This window comes from Mucilaginibacter puniceus, from assembly GCF_054783175.1.
In genome coordinates, this window is the sequence record NZ_BAAGRB010000001.1 from 708653 (window position 1) to 723294 (window position 14642).

The 14642-nt window shown below is 41.0% G+C and carries 16 protein-coding genes and 1 tRNA gene; 2 read left to right on the plus strand and 15 right to left on the minus strand.

Annotated elements, in window-relative coordinates:
• Positions 1–97: 97 nt before the first annotated feature.
• From ACYVJ6_RS03345 to ACYVJ6_RS03370, 6 genes are all read right to left on the minus strand, one after another.
• Positions 98–853, minus strand: coding sequence for an SDR family NAD(P)-dependent oxidoreductase (locus ACYVJ6_RS03345; RefSeq protein ID WP_460692611.1), 756 nt, complete (start codon positions 851–853; stop codon positions 98–100).
• Between the two features lie 30 nt (positions 854–883).
• The gene (locus ACYVJ6_RS03350) at positions 884–1966 is read right to left on the minus strand and encodes a zinc-dependent alcohol dehydrogenase (RefSeq protein ID WP_460692612.1); all 1083 of its coding nucleotides are present in this window, start codon (positions 1964–1966) and stop codon (positions 884–886) included.
• Between the two features lie 2 nt (positions 1967–1968).
• The gene (locus ACYVJ6_RS03355; RefSeq protein WP_460692613.1) at positions 1969–2757 is read right to left on the minus strand and encodes a cyclase family protein; all 789 of its coding nucleotides are present in this window, start codon (positions 2755–2757) and stop codon (positions 1969–1971) included.
• Positions 2758–2845: 88 nt separating this feature from the next.
• A complete protein-coding gene (locus ACYVJ6_RS03360) occupies positions 2846–4318 on the minus strand; it encodes a CoA-acylating methylmalonate-semialdehyde dehydrogenase (protein WP_460692614.1) in 1473 nt (490 codons plus the stop codon).
• Between the two features lie 98 nt (positions 4319–4416).
• Positions 4417–5361 carry a sugar phosphate isomerase/epimerase family protein gene (locus tag ACYVJ6_RS03365; RefSeq protein WP_460692615.1) on the minus strand — a complete coding sequence of 315 codons (945 nt, stop codon included), beginning with the start codon at positions 5359–5361 and terminating at the stop codon, positions 4417–4419.
• Positions 5362–5382: 21 nt separating this feature from the next.
• Positions 5383–5826 (minus strand): DMT family transporter, encoded by a 444-nt coding sequence (locus ACYVJ6_RS03370; RefSeq protein ID WP_460692616.1) that lies wholly within the window; start codon positions 5824–5826, stop codon positions 5383–5385.
• A 289-nt stretch (positions 5827–6115) separates the two neighbouring features.
• On the opposite strand from ACYVJ6_RS03370, the gene ACYVJ6_RS03375 reads away from it, so the two are divergent.
• The gene (locus ACYVJ6_RS03375; protein WP_460692617.1) at positions 6116–6985 is read left to right on the plus strand and encodes an AraC family transcriptional regulator; all 870 of its coding nucleotides are present in this window, start codon (positions 6116–6118) and stop codon (positions 6983–6985) included.
• A 27-nt stretch (positions 6986–7012) separates the two neighbouring features.
• Here ACYVJ6_RS03375 and ACYVJ6_RS03380 read toward each other — a convergent pair whose 3' ends face one another.
• From ACYVJ6_RS03380 to ACYVJ6_RS03400, 5 genes are all read right to left on the minus strand, one after another.
• On the minus strand, positions 7013–7390 hold the full coding sequence (locus tag ACYVJ6_RS03380; protein WP_460692618.1) for a hypothetical protein: 378 nt from the start codon (positions 7388–7390) through the stop codon (positions 7013–7015).
• Positions 7387–7857, minus strand: coding sequence for an NUDIX hydrolase (locus ACYVJ6_RS03385; RefSeq protein WP_460692619.1), 471 nt, complete (start codon positions 7855–7857; stop codon positions 7387–7389). The genes ACYVJ6_RS03380 and ACYVJ6_RS03385 overlap by 4 nt, the downstream gene beginning before the upstream one ends.
• Before the next feature lie 64 nt (positions 7858–7921).
• Positions 7922–9013: an MBL fold metallo-hydrolase gene (locus ACYVJ6_RS03390; RefSeq protein WP_460692620.1), complete on the minus strand. Its 1092-nt coding sequence runs from the start codon at positions 9011–9013 to the stop codon at positions 7922–7924.
• 107 nt (positions 9014–9120) lie between these two features.
• Positions 9121–11109: a heavy metal translocating P-type ATPase gene (locus ACYVJ6_RS03395; protein ID WP_460692621.1), complete on the minus strand. Its 1989-nt coding sequence runs from the start codon at positions 11107–11109 to the stop codon at positions 9121–9123.
• Positions 11110–11204: 95 nt separating this feature from the next.
• A tRNA-Asn gene (locus ACYVJ6_RS03400) sits at positions 11205–11278 on the minus strand.
• An 87-nt stretch (positions 11279–11365) separates the two neighbouring features.
• Between ACYVJ6_RS03400 and ACYVJ6_RS03405 the strand changes: the two genes are divergently transcribed.
• Positions 11366–12283 (plus strand): PfkB family carbohydrate kinase, encoded by a 918-nt coding sequence (locus tag ACYVJ6_RS03405; protein WP_460692622.1) that lies wholly within the window; start codon positions 11366–11368, stop codon positions 12281–12283.
• Positions 12284–12332: 49 nt separating this feature from the next.
• Here ACYVJ6_RS03405 and ACYVJ6_RS03410 read toward each other — a convergent pair whose 3' ends face one another.
• Genes ACYVJ6_RS03410 through ACYVJ6_RS03425 form a run of 4 tightly spaced genes read right to left on the minus strand, consistent with a single transcriptional unit; the run spans position 12333 to position 14639 of the window.
• Positions 12333–12569, minus strand: a complete 237-nt coding sequence (locus tag ACYVJ6_RS03410) for a cytochrome b5 domain-containing protein (RefSeq protein ID WP_460692623.1) — start codon at positions 12567–12569, stop codon at positions 12333–12335.
• On the minus strand, positions 12566–13243 hold the full coding sequence (locus ACYVJ6_RS03415) for a lycopene cyclase domain-containing protein (protein ID WP_460692624.1): 678 nt from the start codon (positions 13241–13243) through the stop codon (positions 12566–12568). The genes ACYVJ6_RS03410 and ACYVJ6_RS03415 overlap by 4 nt, the downstream gene beginning before the upstream one ends.
• Positions 13240–13788 (minus strand): hypothetical protein, encoded by a 549-nt coding sequence (locus ACYVJ6_RS03420; RefSeq protein WP_460692625.1) that lies wholly within the window; start codon positions 13786–13788, stop codon positions 13240–13242. The genes ACYVJ6_RS03415 and ACYVJ6_RS03420 overlap by 4 nt, the downstream gene beginning before the upstream one ends.
• A gap of 2 nt (positions 13789–13790) precedes the next feature.
• Positions 13791–14639: a phytoene/squalene synthase family protein gene (locus ACYVJ6_RS03425; protein ID WP_460692626.1), complete on the minus strand. Its 849-nt coding sequence runs from the start codon at positions 14637–14639 to the stop codon at positions 13791–13793.
• Positions 14640–14642 lie beyond the last annotated feature (3 nt).

The following is a 14642-nucleotide window of genomic DNA, read 5'->3' on the forward strand; positions in this document are numbered from 1 at the left end:
CTTATATCAGAATCCTTTACCTCTAACAGGTGCGTGATTCCTTTATTTATTAACGATTTTCTATTCTCTAAATGAACCAAAACGATATTTTTTAATATTACATGATAGACCAGCCGCCATCTACAAAATAGGCAGCACCGGTTACAAATGAGGCTTCGTCTGAAGCCAAAAAGTACATTACGTTGGCTACTTCGGCTGATGTTCCCATACGTCCAAATACACTTTTTGAACCCAGGAATGCTTCTGTCCCGGCAGGGTCAGGAGAATCATTGATTGAGCCTCTTAACAACGGCGTATCAATAGCACCAGGCACCACGCAGTTAACGCGTATGTTATCTGCAGCCAAATCAAAAGCCATGCTGCGGGTTAGCGTATCAATTGCTCCTTTTGATGATGAGTACGCAGCACGCTCGCCAACGGTACGGTAACCTAATATAGAACCGGTGTTTACAATAGCGCCTTTACCTTGCTCTATCATCATTGGCGCGAACGCTTTAGACATATAATAAATACCTTTCAGGTTGATATCATATAAGCGGGTCCAGTCATCTTCTTCGCATTGTAAAATACTGCCACGCACTTCTAAACCGGCGTTGTTTATCAAAACATCCGCACGGCCAAAACGCTCTTTAGTGGTTTTAGCGGCGGCTTTTACCTGGTCGTTGTTAGATATATCGCATAAACAAAAAACAGCGTCAACACCTAAGGCTTTTATTTTATCTTCAGCCTGTTTACCTTTTTCGGCATTGATGTCTATTAATACAATGTTATATCCGTTTTTGGCAAATTTTTCTGCAGCAGCCAATCCTAATCCGGATGCCCCGCCGCTTACAATCATTACTTTATTACTCATATTAGTTTTGATTTTAAATTTTTGTCAATATTATTTGGTGCCCATTCCGTTTGGCTTGGTAGCTACTTTAATAGCGCCCTCTTTTCTACCTTCAAAAACATCCAGCGCGGTTGCAAAATCTTTTAGCGCAAAGCGATGAGTCATTAAAGGATTCAAATCAACACGGCCGTTCACCAACAGGTCAATAGCTTCCTGAGCGGTATTTGGATTGGCACGGTTGCCTATCAGTTCCACCTCGTCCAATACAATCCTTTTTATTGGCAGCGACGGCTCATCATGCGGAATACCTATTAATGATACCACCCCGCCTTTTGATGCCGCTAAACACGCCATTCTTATGGATTCGGCAGTACCGGCACATTCTAATACGGCAGGCACACCCAGGCCATTAGTTAAGTCTTTTATTTTTGCCAATACATCACCTTCTTTATAGCTAATGCCAATAGCGCCTAACTCTTGGGCTTTTTTTAAACGCTCGCCGCTGCCTACTGCCAGTATTCTGCCTGCACCCATTGCCTTGGCGCAAAGTATAGCCATTAAGCCCTGCGGACCTGTACCCAATATTAGTATATCATCGCCCGGCTGCATGCGTGAACGTTTAACGGTATATAATGCGATACTTAATGGATCAACACAAGCCGCATATTCTAAGGTCATAGAATCGGGCACCTTATAAATACTTTTTACTGATGTACGCATATATTGCGCGTAAGCACCCGGCGTATAGTGCCCATATTGGCGGTGACCGCGTTCTTCATGGCCATAATTCAAGCAGTTATTAAAACGGCCCTTCATGCAATTGGCACAATAACCGCAACCGCAATGCGAAATGCCACAAACACGGTCGCCTTCTTTCCAGCCTAATGAAAGTGCTTTTGGTCCTGATTGTACAATGGTACCAGACCACTCATGACCGGGAACAAATGGATATTCTCTTGGCCAAAATTTAGGGAAATCGCCATTAATAATGTGCGGATCTGTTCCGCATATATAGGTAGTATCCACTTCGCAGATAACCTCATCGGCATCCGGCTGTGGTACAGGTACAGTTTGTATGATAAAATCACGAACGCCTTTCAGTACAACGGCATCCATTTCTTTAGGTAAAGCCATAATTATTTTTTGATATTATTTTCAGGAACAATGGCTACCCCTCTGAATGGTGAGCCCGAACCACCCTTAATTTTAAGCGGTAAACCAACAAACCAAAACTCATGGGCAGGTATCATATCTACCTGTGCTAAATTTTCAATATTTAATATCTCTCTTTCGCGGCATACAATGTGGGCTGGCTGTTCTTTTACTACTGCCACCTCGTTGTAGCTATCAATACTTGGCGCGTCGGCACCTATGCTAATGGCACCTAAATCGTTCAGGTATTCAATAGCGCTCCTGTCAACACCAGGATAATCGCGGATGTAGCCAAAATTGTCTTTCCATTTTTTATACCAGCCGGTATAGTATAAAACTACCGATTGGGGCTTAATGGTAACACCTGTTTTAGCAATAGCATCTTCAATATCAGCTTTGCTGATATAGCTGCTTGGTTCTTTATGTGAAAAATCAAACCAAACTCCCGGCGCCATAAACCACTCTAATGGCAGTTCATTAACGGCACGTGCATCAGGCTCGTTCACTACGTGGTTGATAGCATCAACGTGGGTGTTAGAATGATCGCACATGGTAAAGCCAACCACTTTGTAGGAATAGGGTGGTTTGGTTAAGCCCATCTTTTGCGTTTCTTCATGCGAAAGATGGTTCCATATCAGCGTACGCTGGTGGCCAATAAATGTAGGGTCGTCGGCACTGATGGTATGACTGAGGTCGGTAACCACACAGTCAATACCCATAAAGTTCATTTTTGTCTGTAGTTTAAACTCAGGACAAAAGGCTTTTTTAAACATATAATATAAATATTAAGCCCCCTCTAAATCTCCCCGGCAGGGGAGACCTTTAAAGCCCTCCCTTCCGGGGAGGGTTGGGTGGGGCCGGTTAAAATTTACGAGACCACTCTTTTGGCCATCTCTCAATTACAATTTTTGTTTGGGTAAAGAATTCGATGGCGTGACGGCCCTGACCGTGCAGGTCGCCAAAGAAGCTTTCTTTCCAGCCACTGAAAGGGAACTGTGCCATAGGGGCAGCAACACCAATATTAATACCGATGTTACCTGCATTGGCCAAACTCCTGAATTTACGTGCATTGGCACCGCTGTTGGTAAACAAGCAAGCCATATTGCCATACTGTCCGTTATTGATGAAATCCAAAGCTTCATCAACCGTACTTAATTGTATCAGGCTCATTACCGGGCCGAATATTTCAGTTTTTATAACCTCTCCATCTAAAGGCAAACCTTCTAAAATAGTGGGCCTGATGAAGTTTCCGTTTTCAAAACCGGTAATACTGGCTTTACGGCCATCTAATAAAACTTTTGCGCCTTCGCTTTCGGCTTGTGCTATCAGGCTCTCTACGCGCGATTTGCTTTCGCGACTGATAACGGGACCCATTTCGTTTTTTTCGTCTAACCCATAACCGGTTGTACGCTTTTTGGCCGATTCGTATAAAGCTTCTTTAATATTGCCACTATCGCCAACAGTAATAATGTTTGATGCTGCTAAACAACGCTGGCCGGCACAGCCGTACACACTATCAGTAATGATCTGTACAGACATATCAATATCCGCATCAGGCAATACCACTACCGGGTTTTTTGCGCCTCCTTGTGCCTGTACACGTTTGCCATTGGCCGCACCGCGCGCATAAACGTATTTTGCAATTTTTGATGAACCCACAAAGCTGATAGCTTTCACTTCAGGGTGATCTAACAAAGCATCAACAGTTTCTTTACCGCCATGTACCAGGTTAATAACACCTGCGGGCAAGTCAATTTGTTCAATTAACTTAAAAACCTTCATCATGGTTAATGGTACTTTTTCTGATGGTTTAAGGATATAAGTATTTCCGCAGGCAATAGCATAAGGCAAAAACCAAAAAGGTATCATCCCAGGGAAGTTAAATGGTGCTATACAAGCGCAAACTCCCAAAGGCTGGCGTATCATAAACTCATCAACGCCACCGGCAATATTTTCAGAAAATTCGCTTTGTATCAACATAGGTGTACCACAGGCTACCTCTACGTTTTCAATGGCGCGTTGTACCTCGCCGCGTGCCTCAACTAATGTTTTACCACTCTCTGCTGATATAGTACGGGCAATGTCTTCGGCATTTTCATCCAATAATTGTTTTAGCTTGTAAAGTGGCTGTACCCTTTTCATCACCGGTACCTGGCTCCATTCCTTGTAGGCCTGGGCTGCTGCTGCAACTGCCTGGTCAACGTCTGTAGCTGTACCGGTTCCGTAAGGTACTCTTGCCAGTACTTCTTGTGTGGCCGGGTTCAGCACATCAGTAGTACTGGTTTCTTTACTTGTTACCCATTTGGCGTTAATATAATTACTAAGAATTTCCATGTTTATTTTTTGTCTATCCGAGCCCCTCTGTATAAAGAATAAACCGCGGCATTACAATGCAACAAGGCATTGTTGTTATAAATTGTATTTGGTGTTAATTAAATTGTTTTTTTATCGAATTTATAATCCATGTTGGCTAAAAAGTCTCTTGAAATTTTTGCTGCTTCTAATGGGGTATAGGGTGGTTTTACCCGGTTATCATAATCCAGCTCAAACATGATCATGCCTGCCATATCTTTTTTACGCTTTTCAAGCATATCTAATATTTGCTTCATATCCACTTTGCCTTGTCCAAGCGGCGAATAGCCTAAATAACCGTTGTCGCCGCCTATATAATCTTTCAGGTGTACGTGCTCAATCAACGGCATAAAGTCTTTTACAATTTTTACCGGGTCGCCACCACCTTTTTGTATCTGGCCCACATCTGGTCCAAATTTCATATAGCGGGTATCTACATTCTCCATTATAAAGTATATCTCTTCCTCGGTTTCAATAGCGGTGCCGGTATGCGGGTGTAATGCACAAATTAATCCCTGGTCGGTTACGGCTTTTGCATAATCATTCATTGACTCAACCATATATTGTTTGTGGTCTTTATAGTTAAAGGTTCTCCTGTTAACATTGGATGCACAATATTCAATTACCTTACCCCCGTTTGCTTTTGTGAGTTTTGCCCAGCGCGTAAGTTTTTCCATGTCCGCTTGTTTCTTTGATGGATCAACAACATCAGTCATACAAAAAGCGGACATTAACGGCACTTTATACTTTTGTAAAACTTCCTTAACTCCGCCGGGTTTCTTTTCAAAATCATCCAAAACGTTGCCAAAAGTTTCAAAAGAATGGTAGCCTAATGAAGCTATATCCTGCAATGCCTGCTCCAAAACGTTTGAGCCATATCCCCAAAGGATAAAAGTCGCCCCTATATTAAATTTCCTTTTTGCGGCTTCTGCAAAAAGAAGGTTTGGGTTAACTAATGTCGCCGCACCGGCTATACCGGCTATGCGCATAAAGTCTCTCCGATTGTATGAACTTAAATCTTTCATAATATTTACTATTTAATCCTTTTATTTTGAAAGCGTCACAGTAGCAGCACCTGCTACCAATAGTAACGCACCAGCTAATTTTGTCATTGAAATTGGTTCAAGTGGCGATCCGAATAAACCAAAGTGCGAAAATATCATCCCTGAAATTACCTGCCCTGCTATCATTAACACAAAAGCATTACCTGCTCCTAATTTTGGCATGGTCCAGGCAATGCCAAATACCAGCGCACCGCCCATTACACCTGCTGTAAGTAACCAAAGCGGCACTTCTTTTAAACGCGCAAAAACTGCAGGGTCCCAATCTGTAAGGCCAATTAATACAGCGGTAGCAGCACCAATAACCCAAAATATAGCATTACCCATACGTGGATTTTTCAGGATGGCGCCTACTTGCGAATTCATGGCCAGGTGAAGGGTTAATACAAACCCGATAATTAGCATTAGAGCGATCAAATAAATTTTCATAATTTTTTGTTTAGTGGTTTATATAAGGTTAGTTAATAATTGGCACACCAAAATTTATTCTAAGTTACCCGGGACAAAAATCCGGACGACCTTTTATACACAAAAAATAAGCACTGTTTGGTTTATATGATCGGCTACGCTATTAAAACGCATGTTTGCCATATCTTATTTCAAATATACTTCATTAGGTCTGTAAATAATTTATAACTAATTCGCAACAATTAATACTATAGTAACCTATATTTGGATGAATTATACTATTTAAGGTAGATTTTATATCTTTTGTGTTATGAAACCACATTTGTTAAAAGTTCCTGCCAAGCCCGAATCATCCATTACTATATCCAAAGTAGATAAATTTTATAACCAATGGCATTTTCATCCGGAGATAGAATTGATCTACATACATAAGGGGCGCGGAACAAGGTTTATTGGTAATGATGTACACCGTTTTGAGCGAGATGAGTTATGCCTGGTAGGCTCCAATATGCCGCATATGTGGCGCTGTGACCCGGAGTATTTTATAGAAGGATCAAAATTAAAGTTGGATGTGACTGTGATTTATTTTCACCATGATTTTTTGGGGGATAAATTTTTTAATACACCCGAACTAAAAAATATTGATTCGCTATTAGAAGAAGCTAAGCAAGGTATCAGAATAACAGGAAGCACCATGTTACAGGTTAAAGAGTTGGTAGGAAAACTATCCAAAGCAACAGGGCTTGAGCGGATTACTACTCTTTTAAAGATATTGGAAAAAATTACCCTCTCAAAAGAAAAGGAGTACATTAATACCATATATAATCCGGAAAAGATCGAAAAATCAGAAGCTGATAGATTGAATAGCGTATTTCAATATATCTCAGATAATTTTCAACGGAAGATAACGCTGGAGGAAATTGCATCGGTGGCCAACCTGAGTGCTAAGGCGTTTTGCCGATATTTTAAATCAAAAACCCGCAAAACATTTTATAATTTTTTGCTGGAAGTAAAAGTGGCCCATGCCTGCAACCTGATACTGGAAAAGGATATGAGCATTAACGAAGTGTGTTATGATAGCGGCTTTAATAACCTATCAAACTTTAACCGCTACTTTAAAAAGCTGATGAACAAAACCCCGCTGGAGTTTAAAAAGGAGCATAGTTTGTTGAGGGAGTAAACAGCTATAATGTATGTTACATACAAATTACCGGGTAAGTTCTGCAGCTTTTGGGGTTGCTTTTCCTATCCTTTTGTCTCGTTTAGTGATGAGCTCACAAATTTGGATAGCTGCGCTTTCAAAATCATCATGCCCATCTTTAAGTTGTAGCCAGTTAGGCTCAATGGCGTCTTTCTCGTCGAAGACAAAGTCTGTAACAGCAGGTACTTCCGTTTTGAGGCTTGCATGATCTTCCCGACGAGTGGCGATCCATAGCCCATTGTGCTGGCTGTTTTTATTGACTTTGCGAAAGATCAAAACAATTTTACCCTCCCAGTAAATGTAGTACATACCAATGGCTGGTTTTATAACTACACCTGCAGGTAAATAGTCCAGCAGAAAGTCAAATGGCATACTTTTCTTCATATGCACTGTATAAGATGAGAGATGCTTTTTGGCGGGTTAAAAAGTTGATCTTTTACGATATGCGGATTGAATTTAATAGATTCAATTCCTTGTTTATCAAACCACTCATAACTGTAAACCTTGCCATTTATATTTTTTATGAAATTGTCGCCCGGGCGAAGTGTTTCACTTGTTGCATGATAAACTAAGTTAATTTCATGATAATGTTTTTGTTGAAATTCAAAGAAATTCTCAATCAACCATAAAACTGGACCCACTATAATTTTCTCGTTGATCTCCTCCTGCAGTTCTCGTTCTATAGTATGACTTGATTCTTCCCCAAACTTACTTCGTCCGCCAGGCAAGTTATAAAAATCATCTTCTGAGAGTTTATGCAATAGTATAAAGCCATCAATATTGAGCAAGCAAGAAACCCTGTAATTAAATACTTTGAAGTTTGTTAGTTTGTATTGAATATCTGTTTGCATTGCAGGTTAATATTATACCAATATCAGAAAAATTGGCACTATAAAATGCATTGCTCTATCATATTTATTCAAAATCCCACCAGTCATCTTGCTTGGGCGGGTCACCCAGGGTATAAGGCTCGCCAATGCGCGGAACATTTACCGGTATATCCTTCTTTTTTGCAGCGGGAATAAGCTTGTTAATGGGTTCGGTCCACGGATGATCTGCGGCAGGGAATTTTGCCCAATGAATAGGCTGTAACATTTTGGCCTGCAGGTCAACAGCAGCCTGGGCAGGTTTTTCGAGCAGCAAATGCGTCCACGGCCAGTTGGGGCTGTATTGGCCGCATTCCAGTAAGGCAAGGTCAAAAGGACCATATTGTTTCCCTATTTGTTTAAAGTGATCGCCATAGCCACCATCGCCACCATAAAACAAGCGATAAGTACCTGCTTGTATAACATATGATGCCCAAAGTGTTTTGTTTGCTGTAGTATAGGTGCGGTTGCTTTTGTGCTGTGCAGGGGTTGCTGTTATTTGTAAGCCATTAGGCAAAGTTGTTGATTGGTTCCAGTTAAGTTCGATAATTTTTTTTGGATCAAATCCCCAATAACGTAAGTCGGCCCCAACACCCACAGGCACTACTGCCATTTTGATCTGGCTTTTCAATTTCTTTAGGGTACGAAAATCCAGGTGATCATAATGGTCATGCGAAATGATGAGCACATCTATCTGTGGCATGTCCTGAGCGTTATAATTCATAGTACCCGGGAATGCCTTCATCAAACCGGGTACTGGGCCGGCGTGGTTACTAAAAATAGGATCAATCAGTATATTTCCCTGTACGGTTTTGACAAGTAAAGAGGAGTGGCCAAACCAAACAATGGTAGGTGCTGTAGCAGTTAGTTTCCTCAAATCTGTTTTTACCCATGGCAATGGTTTTGAGGGCCGGATAGTTTCGGGACGTTTTTTAAGAAAAAGCCACTTAGTATGCTTTACTGCCGAATCAAGCTGCGCAGTCAAGTTTTGAAACGCGCCATTTTTGTAATTGGGCAAAGTATCCAATCGGGTAAGTTCTTTGCCCCTGGGATTTTCGCCCATTGACTTCCATACACCACACCCGGCAATTACTGTCAGTAACAGCGCAAACATCCCGGCCGTAAACCAATTACTCCTCATGCATTAAAAACGCTCAGTATATGGGGTTTGTTTCCTGATATCCGAAAAGTGACAAATTTATTGGAATACAGAGATTATTTTGTGAGGATGAACTCATCCCATTATGACTATTTATTATTATAAAATAATAAGCGTAATCCATTAAAAACCACCACTATGGTTGAGCCTTCATGACCAACTACTGCCGGGCCCATACCTACAATCCCCAACATGGTTAATGGTATAAGTAAAGCCACCATCCCCATGCTTATAACCAGGTTTTGTTTGATGATATTGCGCGATTGGCGGCTTAAGCCAATGGCGAAAGGCAGGTTATCCAGCCTGTCAGACATCAATGCAATGTCAGCAGTTTCTAAGGCTACATCAGAACCCGCCGCACCCATTGCTATACCTACCGTACTTTTGGCCATTGCAGGTGCATCGTTTACCCCATCACCAATCATTGCTACCTTTTTTTCTTTTTTTATCAGGTCCTCAATGGCTTTAACTTTTTGCTCAGGCAGCAAGCTTCCCCAGACATCAGTTATGCCAATTTGTTGAGCAACAGCCTCGGCTACTTGCTGGTTATCGCCTGTTAACATGATCATACGCTTAATACCCAAGCCTGATAGTTTTCTCAAAGTAGCTTTAGCTTCCTTGCGGGGTACATCCATTAATGCTACTAAACCAATTATATCATCATTTTGTTCAACCAGCATGGTTGTGTTGCCCTCTTTTTCCAGTTGCCCTACCTGCTCATTTATGTCAGCAGGTATCTTTTTAAACAAACTACGATTGCCGATAACTATTTTTTTGGTCCCGACTGTAGCTTTTACCCCGTGGCCGGTTACTGCTTCAAGGTTAGTGGCTGATGGAATGTCTTTTTGCTTTAATCGCTCCAGGCCCCCCTTAACTATAGCCGCTGCCAACGGATGGTCGCTTAGTTTTTCAACCGCTATGGCAATTTCTAATATTTCATTTTCAGTAAATTTCCCAAAAGCTACAACACGCGTTAACCGTGGTTTGCCTTCAGTCAATGTTCCGGTTTTGTCAAAAGCTATTGCCGATAGTCCCCCCAATTGTTCTAATGGCCCGCCGCCCTTTATCAGTACTCCGCCACGCGCGGCCCTTGCAATGCCACTTAATACCGCACTTGGGGTAGATATAGCCAAAGCACAGGGGCTGGCTGCAACCAGTACCGCCATTGCCCTGTAAAAACTACTGCTAAACGGTTCATCAATAACCAAAAACGCTAATAACAGAATAGCTACCAAAATTAATACAGCAGGTACATAGTACTTTTGTATTTTGTCAGTAAATAGCTGTGTTGGCGATTTTTGTGCCTCTGTATCATTAACCAGTTTAATCAATCTGGATAAAGTAGAATCGGCAGCCAGTTTGGTAACTTTTACCTCTAATACATGATTGCCATTAATTGTACCGGCAAAAACCCGGTGCTCGGGCTTTAATATTTTGTCGTTTGTATAATCTTTATCAGGGTCATCTACCGGAGATTTATCTACAGGAACACTCTCACCGGTAATTGGTGCCTGGTTTACACTGCTTTCTCCCTTTATAACCACACCATCGGCAGATATTTTGCTATTGGGTTTAATGATAACTACATCATTTACTACCAATTCTTCAATGCTAACTTGTATTTCTTTTCCGTCGCGGTGTACAATGGCCGTTTTAGGCGAGAGTTCGGCCAATGCAGCAATAGATTTGGTTGCCTTTGCCATGGCATAATGTTCTAACGAGTGCCCCAAGCTAAACAGGAACAATAAGAGTGCACCCTCTGCCCATTGACCAAGGAACGCTGCTCCAACTGCGGCTACTAACATTAAAAAGTCTATTTCAAACTTTCCTTTGCTTAAAGCCAGGTAAGCTTCTTTTGTTGTATAAAATCCACCAAAAAAATATCCAGCCCCATATAAAAAGGTACTCGTTAATGTTGGTAGCGTATTAACAAAAGATATCCCAAATCCTAACACCAGGAATATACCTGAAAGGCCCGCGAAAACTAACTCCGTATTTTTACCAAACAGGCCGCTATGCTCATGCGTGTGCCCGTCATCATGTTTACTGTGGTTATGATCTTCTTTGCTTTTAGTCATTGGGGGAGATGAATTTTGGTTGTATCAGTAACTACTAATGTACATTAAAAATATTAGGGCATAAAAAAAGCCTCGCATTTCTGCGAAGCTTACTGCTCCTGAGGCTGGGCTCGAACCAGCGACCCTCTGATTAACAGTCAGATGCTCTAACCGGCTGAGCTACTCAGGAATCATTTTCCGGTTTGGAGTGTGCAAAAGTATGATTATTGAGCAATTTTCACAATATTTGTTGCAAAAAATTTATAAATATTTTTACATGAGTTTATTAGTTATTGGTACTGTGGCGTTTGACGCTATTGAAACCCCTTTTGGTAAAACAGATAAAATTGTTGGCGGCGCTGCTACCTACGCCGGCTTGGCCGCAACTTACTTTTATGATAAAGTTAAAATAGTAGCCGTAGTAGGTGATGATTTCCCGGCAGCCGAGATCAAAGATTTTGAAAAACACGGCATCGATACCGAGGGGCTGCAGGTTAAAAAAGGCGAGAAATCGTTTTTTTGGAGCGGTAAATACCATAATGATATGAATAGTCGTGATACCTTAATAACCGAACTTAATGTTTTAGCTGATTTTGACCCCGTTATTCCTGAAAGCTATCAGGACTGCGAATACCTGATGCTGGGTAATTTAACTCCGCAGGTGCAACAAACCGTTATAAAACGCTTAGCCAAGCGCCCTAAGCTAATTGTAATGGACACCATGAACTTTTGGATGGACATTGCTATGGACGACCTGAAAGAAACTATAAAACTAATTGATGTATTAACCATTAACGATGCAGAAGCACGCCAATTATCAGGCGAATATAGCCTGGTTAAAGCTGCCCGTAAAATATTAACCATGGGCCCTAAATACCTGATCATTAAAAAAGGCGAACATGGCGCTTTGCTATTTGATAAGGATAGGATATTCTCGGCACCGGCATTGCCATTGGCTGATGTATTTGACCCAACCGGCGCCGGTGATACCTTCGCGGGTGGATTTATTGGTTATTTAGCTAAAGTAGGCACCATCAACTTTAACAATATGAAAAATGCGTTGATCTATGGGTCAGCATTAGCATCTTTCTGTGTTGAAAAATTTGGTACCGAAAAAATTAAAAATCTGACAGAAAAAGAAATTACAAGCCGTATACAGGAGTTTGTAAGCCTGTCGGCATTCGAGATAGTTTAATAGCTCAAAAATAAATATTTAAGCCCTGCAGAGATGCGGGGCTTTTTAGTTACAGGAGTTTCCCTATCGGATCAAAATTTTTAAACACCCATTCATCATGGGGGGCATCAGCAAGTTCGGGGGTAAGGTCCTGGCCGGCCCAGTGTTCGTAGTGTTTGCCGTTGCGCCATAGGCGGCTGTCGGTTACATCATATACCAGCCCTTTATAGGCAATCCATACTTCGGGTTTATCCTGCCCGTTGCGCAGGGCCAGTTGCGATTTGGTATACACAGGTAGTTCGCTCATGCTATTGATCTCTGTTTAAAATATTCAAAAAAGCCTACGTTCATTAACAGCATGGCCATACAGTAAAAATGATCCTCTAAGGGTATGGTGCCTACCCGTATAGCTACATTCTCGAAATCGTTATACAATACTACAGGGATAGCCGTTAGCAAACCATTTACGATATAAAACGGAATTAACGCAACTAAATAGGTTAAGTAAAACCGATTTAACCATTTTACTTTCAAGCCGTATTGTAAAACTGCCAGTAATATTAATAACAAACTAAAGGTTACTAAAGTATATAACCTGTCGTGATAAAAAACTAAAGCCGCTATACAGCCTACCATTAAAAGGTTGGTAATTATGCGTGTTACCGTGTCGCTTATTTGCCATTTAACATAGTAATTTAAACAGGCGTAAATAAACAGGCAGGCAAAAGGTACGGTTAAAAAGAACAGTATCTCTTCCAGCGGCAGTTCCATAAAATTTAGGCCGATGATGCGTTCTGTATTAAAACTCCACACCCCATTAATGGTAAACAATACGTCCCAAAACAAAAAAATAAAACCGGTTATAGCCATACCCGGCCAAATAAACCGCCAGCTATTATAAAACCGTACATTTTTATCAAATGATAGCAGTACCGGGAACAGCACAGTTAAAAAATTGATAATCAGGTAAGTATACTTCACTGTAACAGGGCTAATTGTTTATTTAAATACACATGCTCGGCTGCTGAGTGGATATTAGCTTCCAGTAGAAAGTTAATGATAGTGACCACTAATTCTTTATTATCAGCCGAATAATTTTTTTTGTTGAGTTGTGCTATGATCTCGTCTTTATCCCCTTCCATATTTTTAGTGTAGCCTAAAAGCCCCGGCAGTTTATAATCTACCGAAAAGCGCAAAAACCGTATCTCCATATTATGCGGATCAGCGGCTATGGCTTTGGAAAAAGTTTTTTCGGCATCATTTACATATTTTACTTTGTAATACGGATTCCAGTGGTGCTTGGCTTTTAATGCCTGCAGGGTGCCTATGTAGCCCGTAATTAATGGTGATTTATTGGGCATAGCAGCCAGGATTTTATAAAGGGAGTCGGTGGTTTTACTGCTGTTGATGGCTTGCATAACCTGGCGGCGCAGGGTTTTATTTTTTTGATCGGACGTTTGTGCGGAGGCCGGGTTTTGAGCCAGGCACATTAAAAAAATACCTGCTAAAATTAATATCCGCTTCATGGTTAAATTATCTTCAGTTTCCGTTTAAGCAATGCTTTACAGTACAGGGCACGTTTATGGTTGTCTGATACTCTTATACGTTGTTGCAATATAGTGTTTGCAGATGTATTGACAATTTTTTTAAATAGTTGCAGGTAATATTTATAGGCAATGTATACGCCTAAACGAGAGTTTTTTGGTAATAATAATATGCCTTTATAAGCTTTGTCAAGGTCGGTTTTAATATCCTTTTCTATATCTCTTTTATCCTGCTGTGTGAAATTTGTAAAATCAACTCCCGGAAAATAAGTGCGGCCGCGCTCTTCCAGGTCGGACTTTACATCACGTAAAAAATTAATTTTTTGAAAAGCGGCGCCCAAACTGCGGGCCATAGGTAGTAATGATTGATAAAGCTTATCGTCATTATCGCAAAAAATACGCAGGCACATCAAACCTATAACCTCTGCCGAGCCATAGATATAGGTTTTATAATTAGCTTCATCATAAGCTTTTTTATCCAGGTCCATTTCCATTGAGCGTAAAAAGGCTTCTATCAGTTCCTGCTCAATGTTGTATTGATTTACTACCATTTGAAAGGAGTGAAGTACCGGGTTCAAACTTATTTTTTGGTCGATGGCTTTATAGGTATCTTCCTTAAAATCGGCAATTAGCTGTGCTTTGTCGCGGTCATGAAAGGTGTCTACTATTTCATCCGCATAACGTACAAAACCATAAATGGCATAAACCGGGTATCTTAATTCTTCATGAAAGGCTTTAATGCCGCTGCTAAACGAAGTGCTGTACTTTTCGGTTATTACTTTACTGCATTCAAAACAGGTTTCGTCGTACAGGTTCATTTTAATGGGATCCATTGT

What these genes read in the sequence shown, in the direction of transcription:
- ACYVJ6_RS03370 (WP_460692616.1), bottom strand. Translation starts at nt 5,826, where the DNA reads ATGAAAATTTATTTGATCGCTCTAATGCTAATTATCGGGTTTGTATTA.
- ACYVJ6_RS03410 (WP_460692623.1), bottom strand. Translation starts at nt 12,569, where the DNA reads ATGAGCGAACTACCTGTGTATACCAAATCGCAACTGGCCCTGCGCAAC.
- ACYVJ6_RS03365 (WP_460692615.1), bottom strand. Translation starts at nt 5,361, where the DNA reads ATGAAAGATTTAAGTTCATACAATCGGAGAGACTTTATGCGCATAGCC.
- ACYVJ6_RS03360 (WP_460692614.1), bottom strand. Translation starts at nt 4,318, where the DNA reads ATGGAAATTCTTAGTAATTATATTAACGCCAAATGGGTAACAAGTAAA.
- ACYVJ6_RS03390 (WP_460692620.1), bottom strand. Translation starts at nt 9,013, where the DNA reads ATGAGGAGTAATTGGTTTACGGCCGGGATGTTTGCGCTGTTACTGACA.
- ACYVJ6_RS03395 (WP_460692621.1), bottom strand. Translation starts at nt 11,109, where the DNA reads ATGACTAAAAGCAAAGAAGATCATAACCACAGTAAACATGATGACGGG.
- ACYVJ6_RS03380 (WP_460692618.1), bottom strand. Translation starts at nt 7,390, where the DNA reads ATGAAGAAAAGTATGCCATTTGACTTTCTGCTGGACTATTTACCTGCA.
- ACYVJ6_RS03420 (WP_460692625.1), bottom strand. Translation starts at nt 13,788, where the DNA reads ATGAAGCGGATATTAATTTTAGCAGGTATTTTTTTAATGTGCCTGGCT.
- ACYVJ6_RS03350 (WP_460692612.1), bottom strand. Translation starts at nt 1,966, where the DNA reads ATGGCTTTACCTAAAGAAATGGATGCCGTTGTACTGAAAGGCGTTCGT.
- ACYVJ6_RS03345 (WP_460692611.1), bottom strand. Translation starts at nt 853, where the DNA reads ATGAGTAATAAAGTAATGATTGTAAGCGGCGGGGCATCCGGATTAGGA.
- ACYVJ6_RS03385 (WP_460692619.1), bottom strand. Translation starts at nt 7,857, where the DNA reads ATGCAAACAGATATTCAATACAAACTAACAAACTTCAAAGTATTTAAT.
- ACYVJ6_RS03355 (WP_460692613.1), bottom strand. Translation starts at nt 2,757, where the DNA reads ATGTTTAAAAAAGCCTTTTGTCCTGAGTTTAAACTACAGACAAAAATG.
- ACYVJ6_RS03405 (WP_460692622.1), top strand. Translation starts at nt 11,366, where the DNA reads ATGAGTTTATTAGTTATTGGTACTGTGGCGTTTGACGCTATTGAAACC.
- ACYVJ6_RS03375 (WP_460692617.1), top strand. Translation starts at nt 6,116, where the DNA reads ATGAAACCACATTTGTTAAAAGTTCCTGCCAAGCCCGAATCATCCATT.
- ACYVJ6_RS03425 (WP_460692626.1), bottom strand. Translation starts at nt 14,639, where the DNA reads ATGGATCCCATTAAAATGAACCTGTACGACGAAACCTGTTTTGAATGC.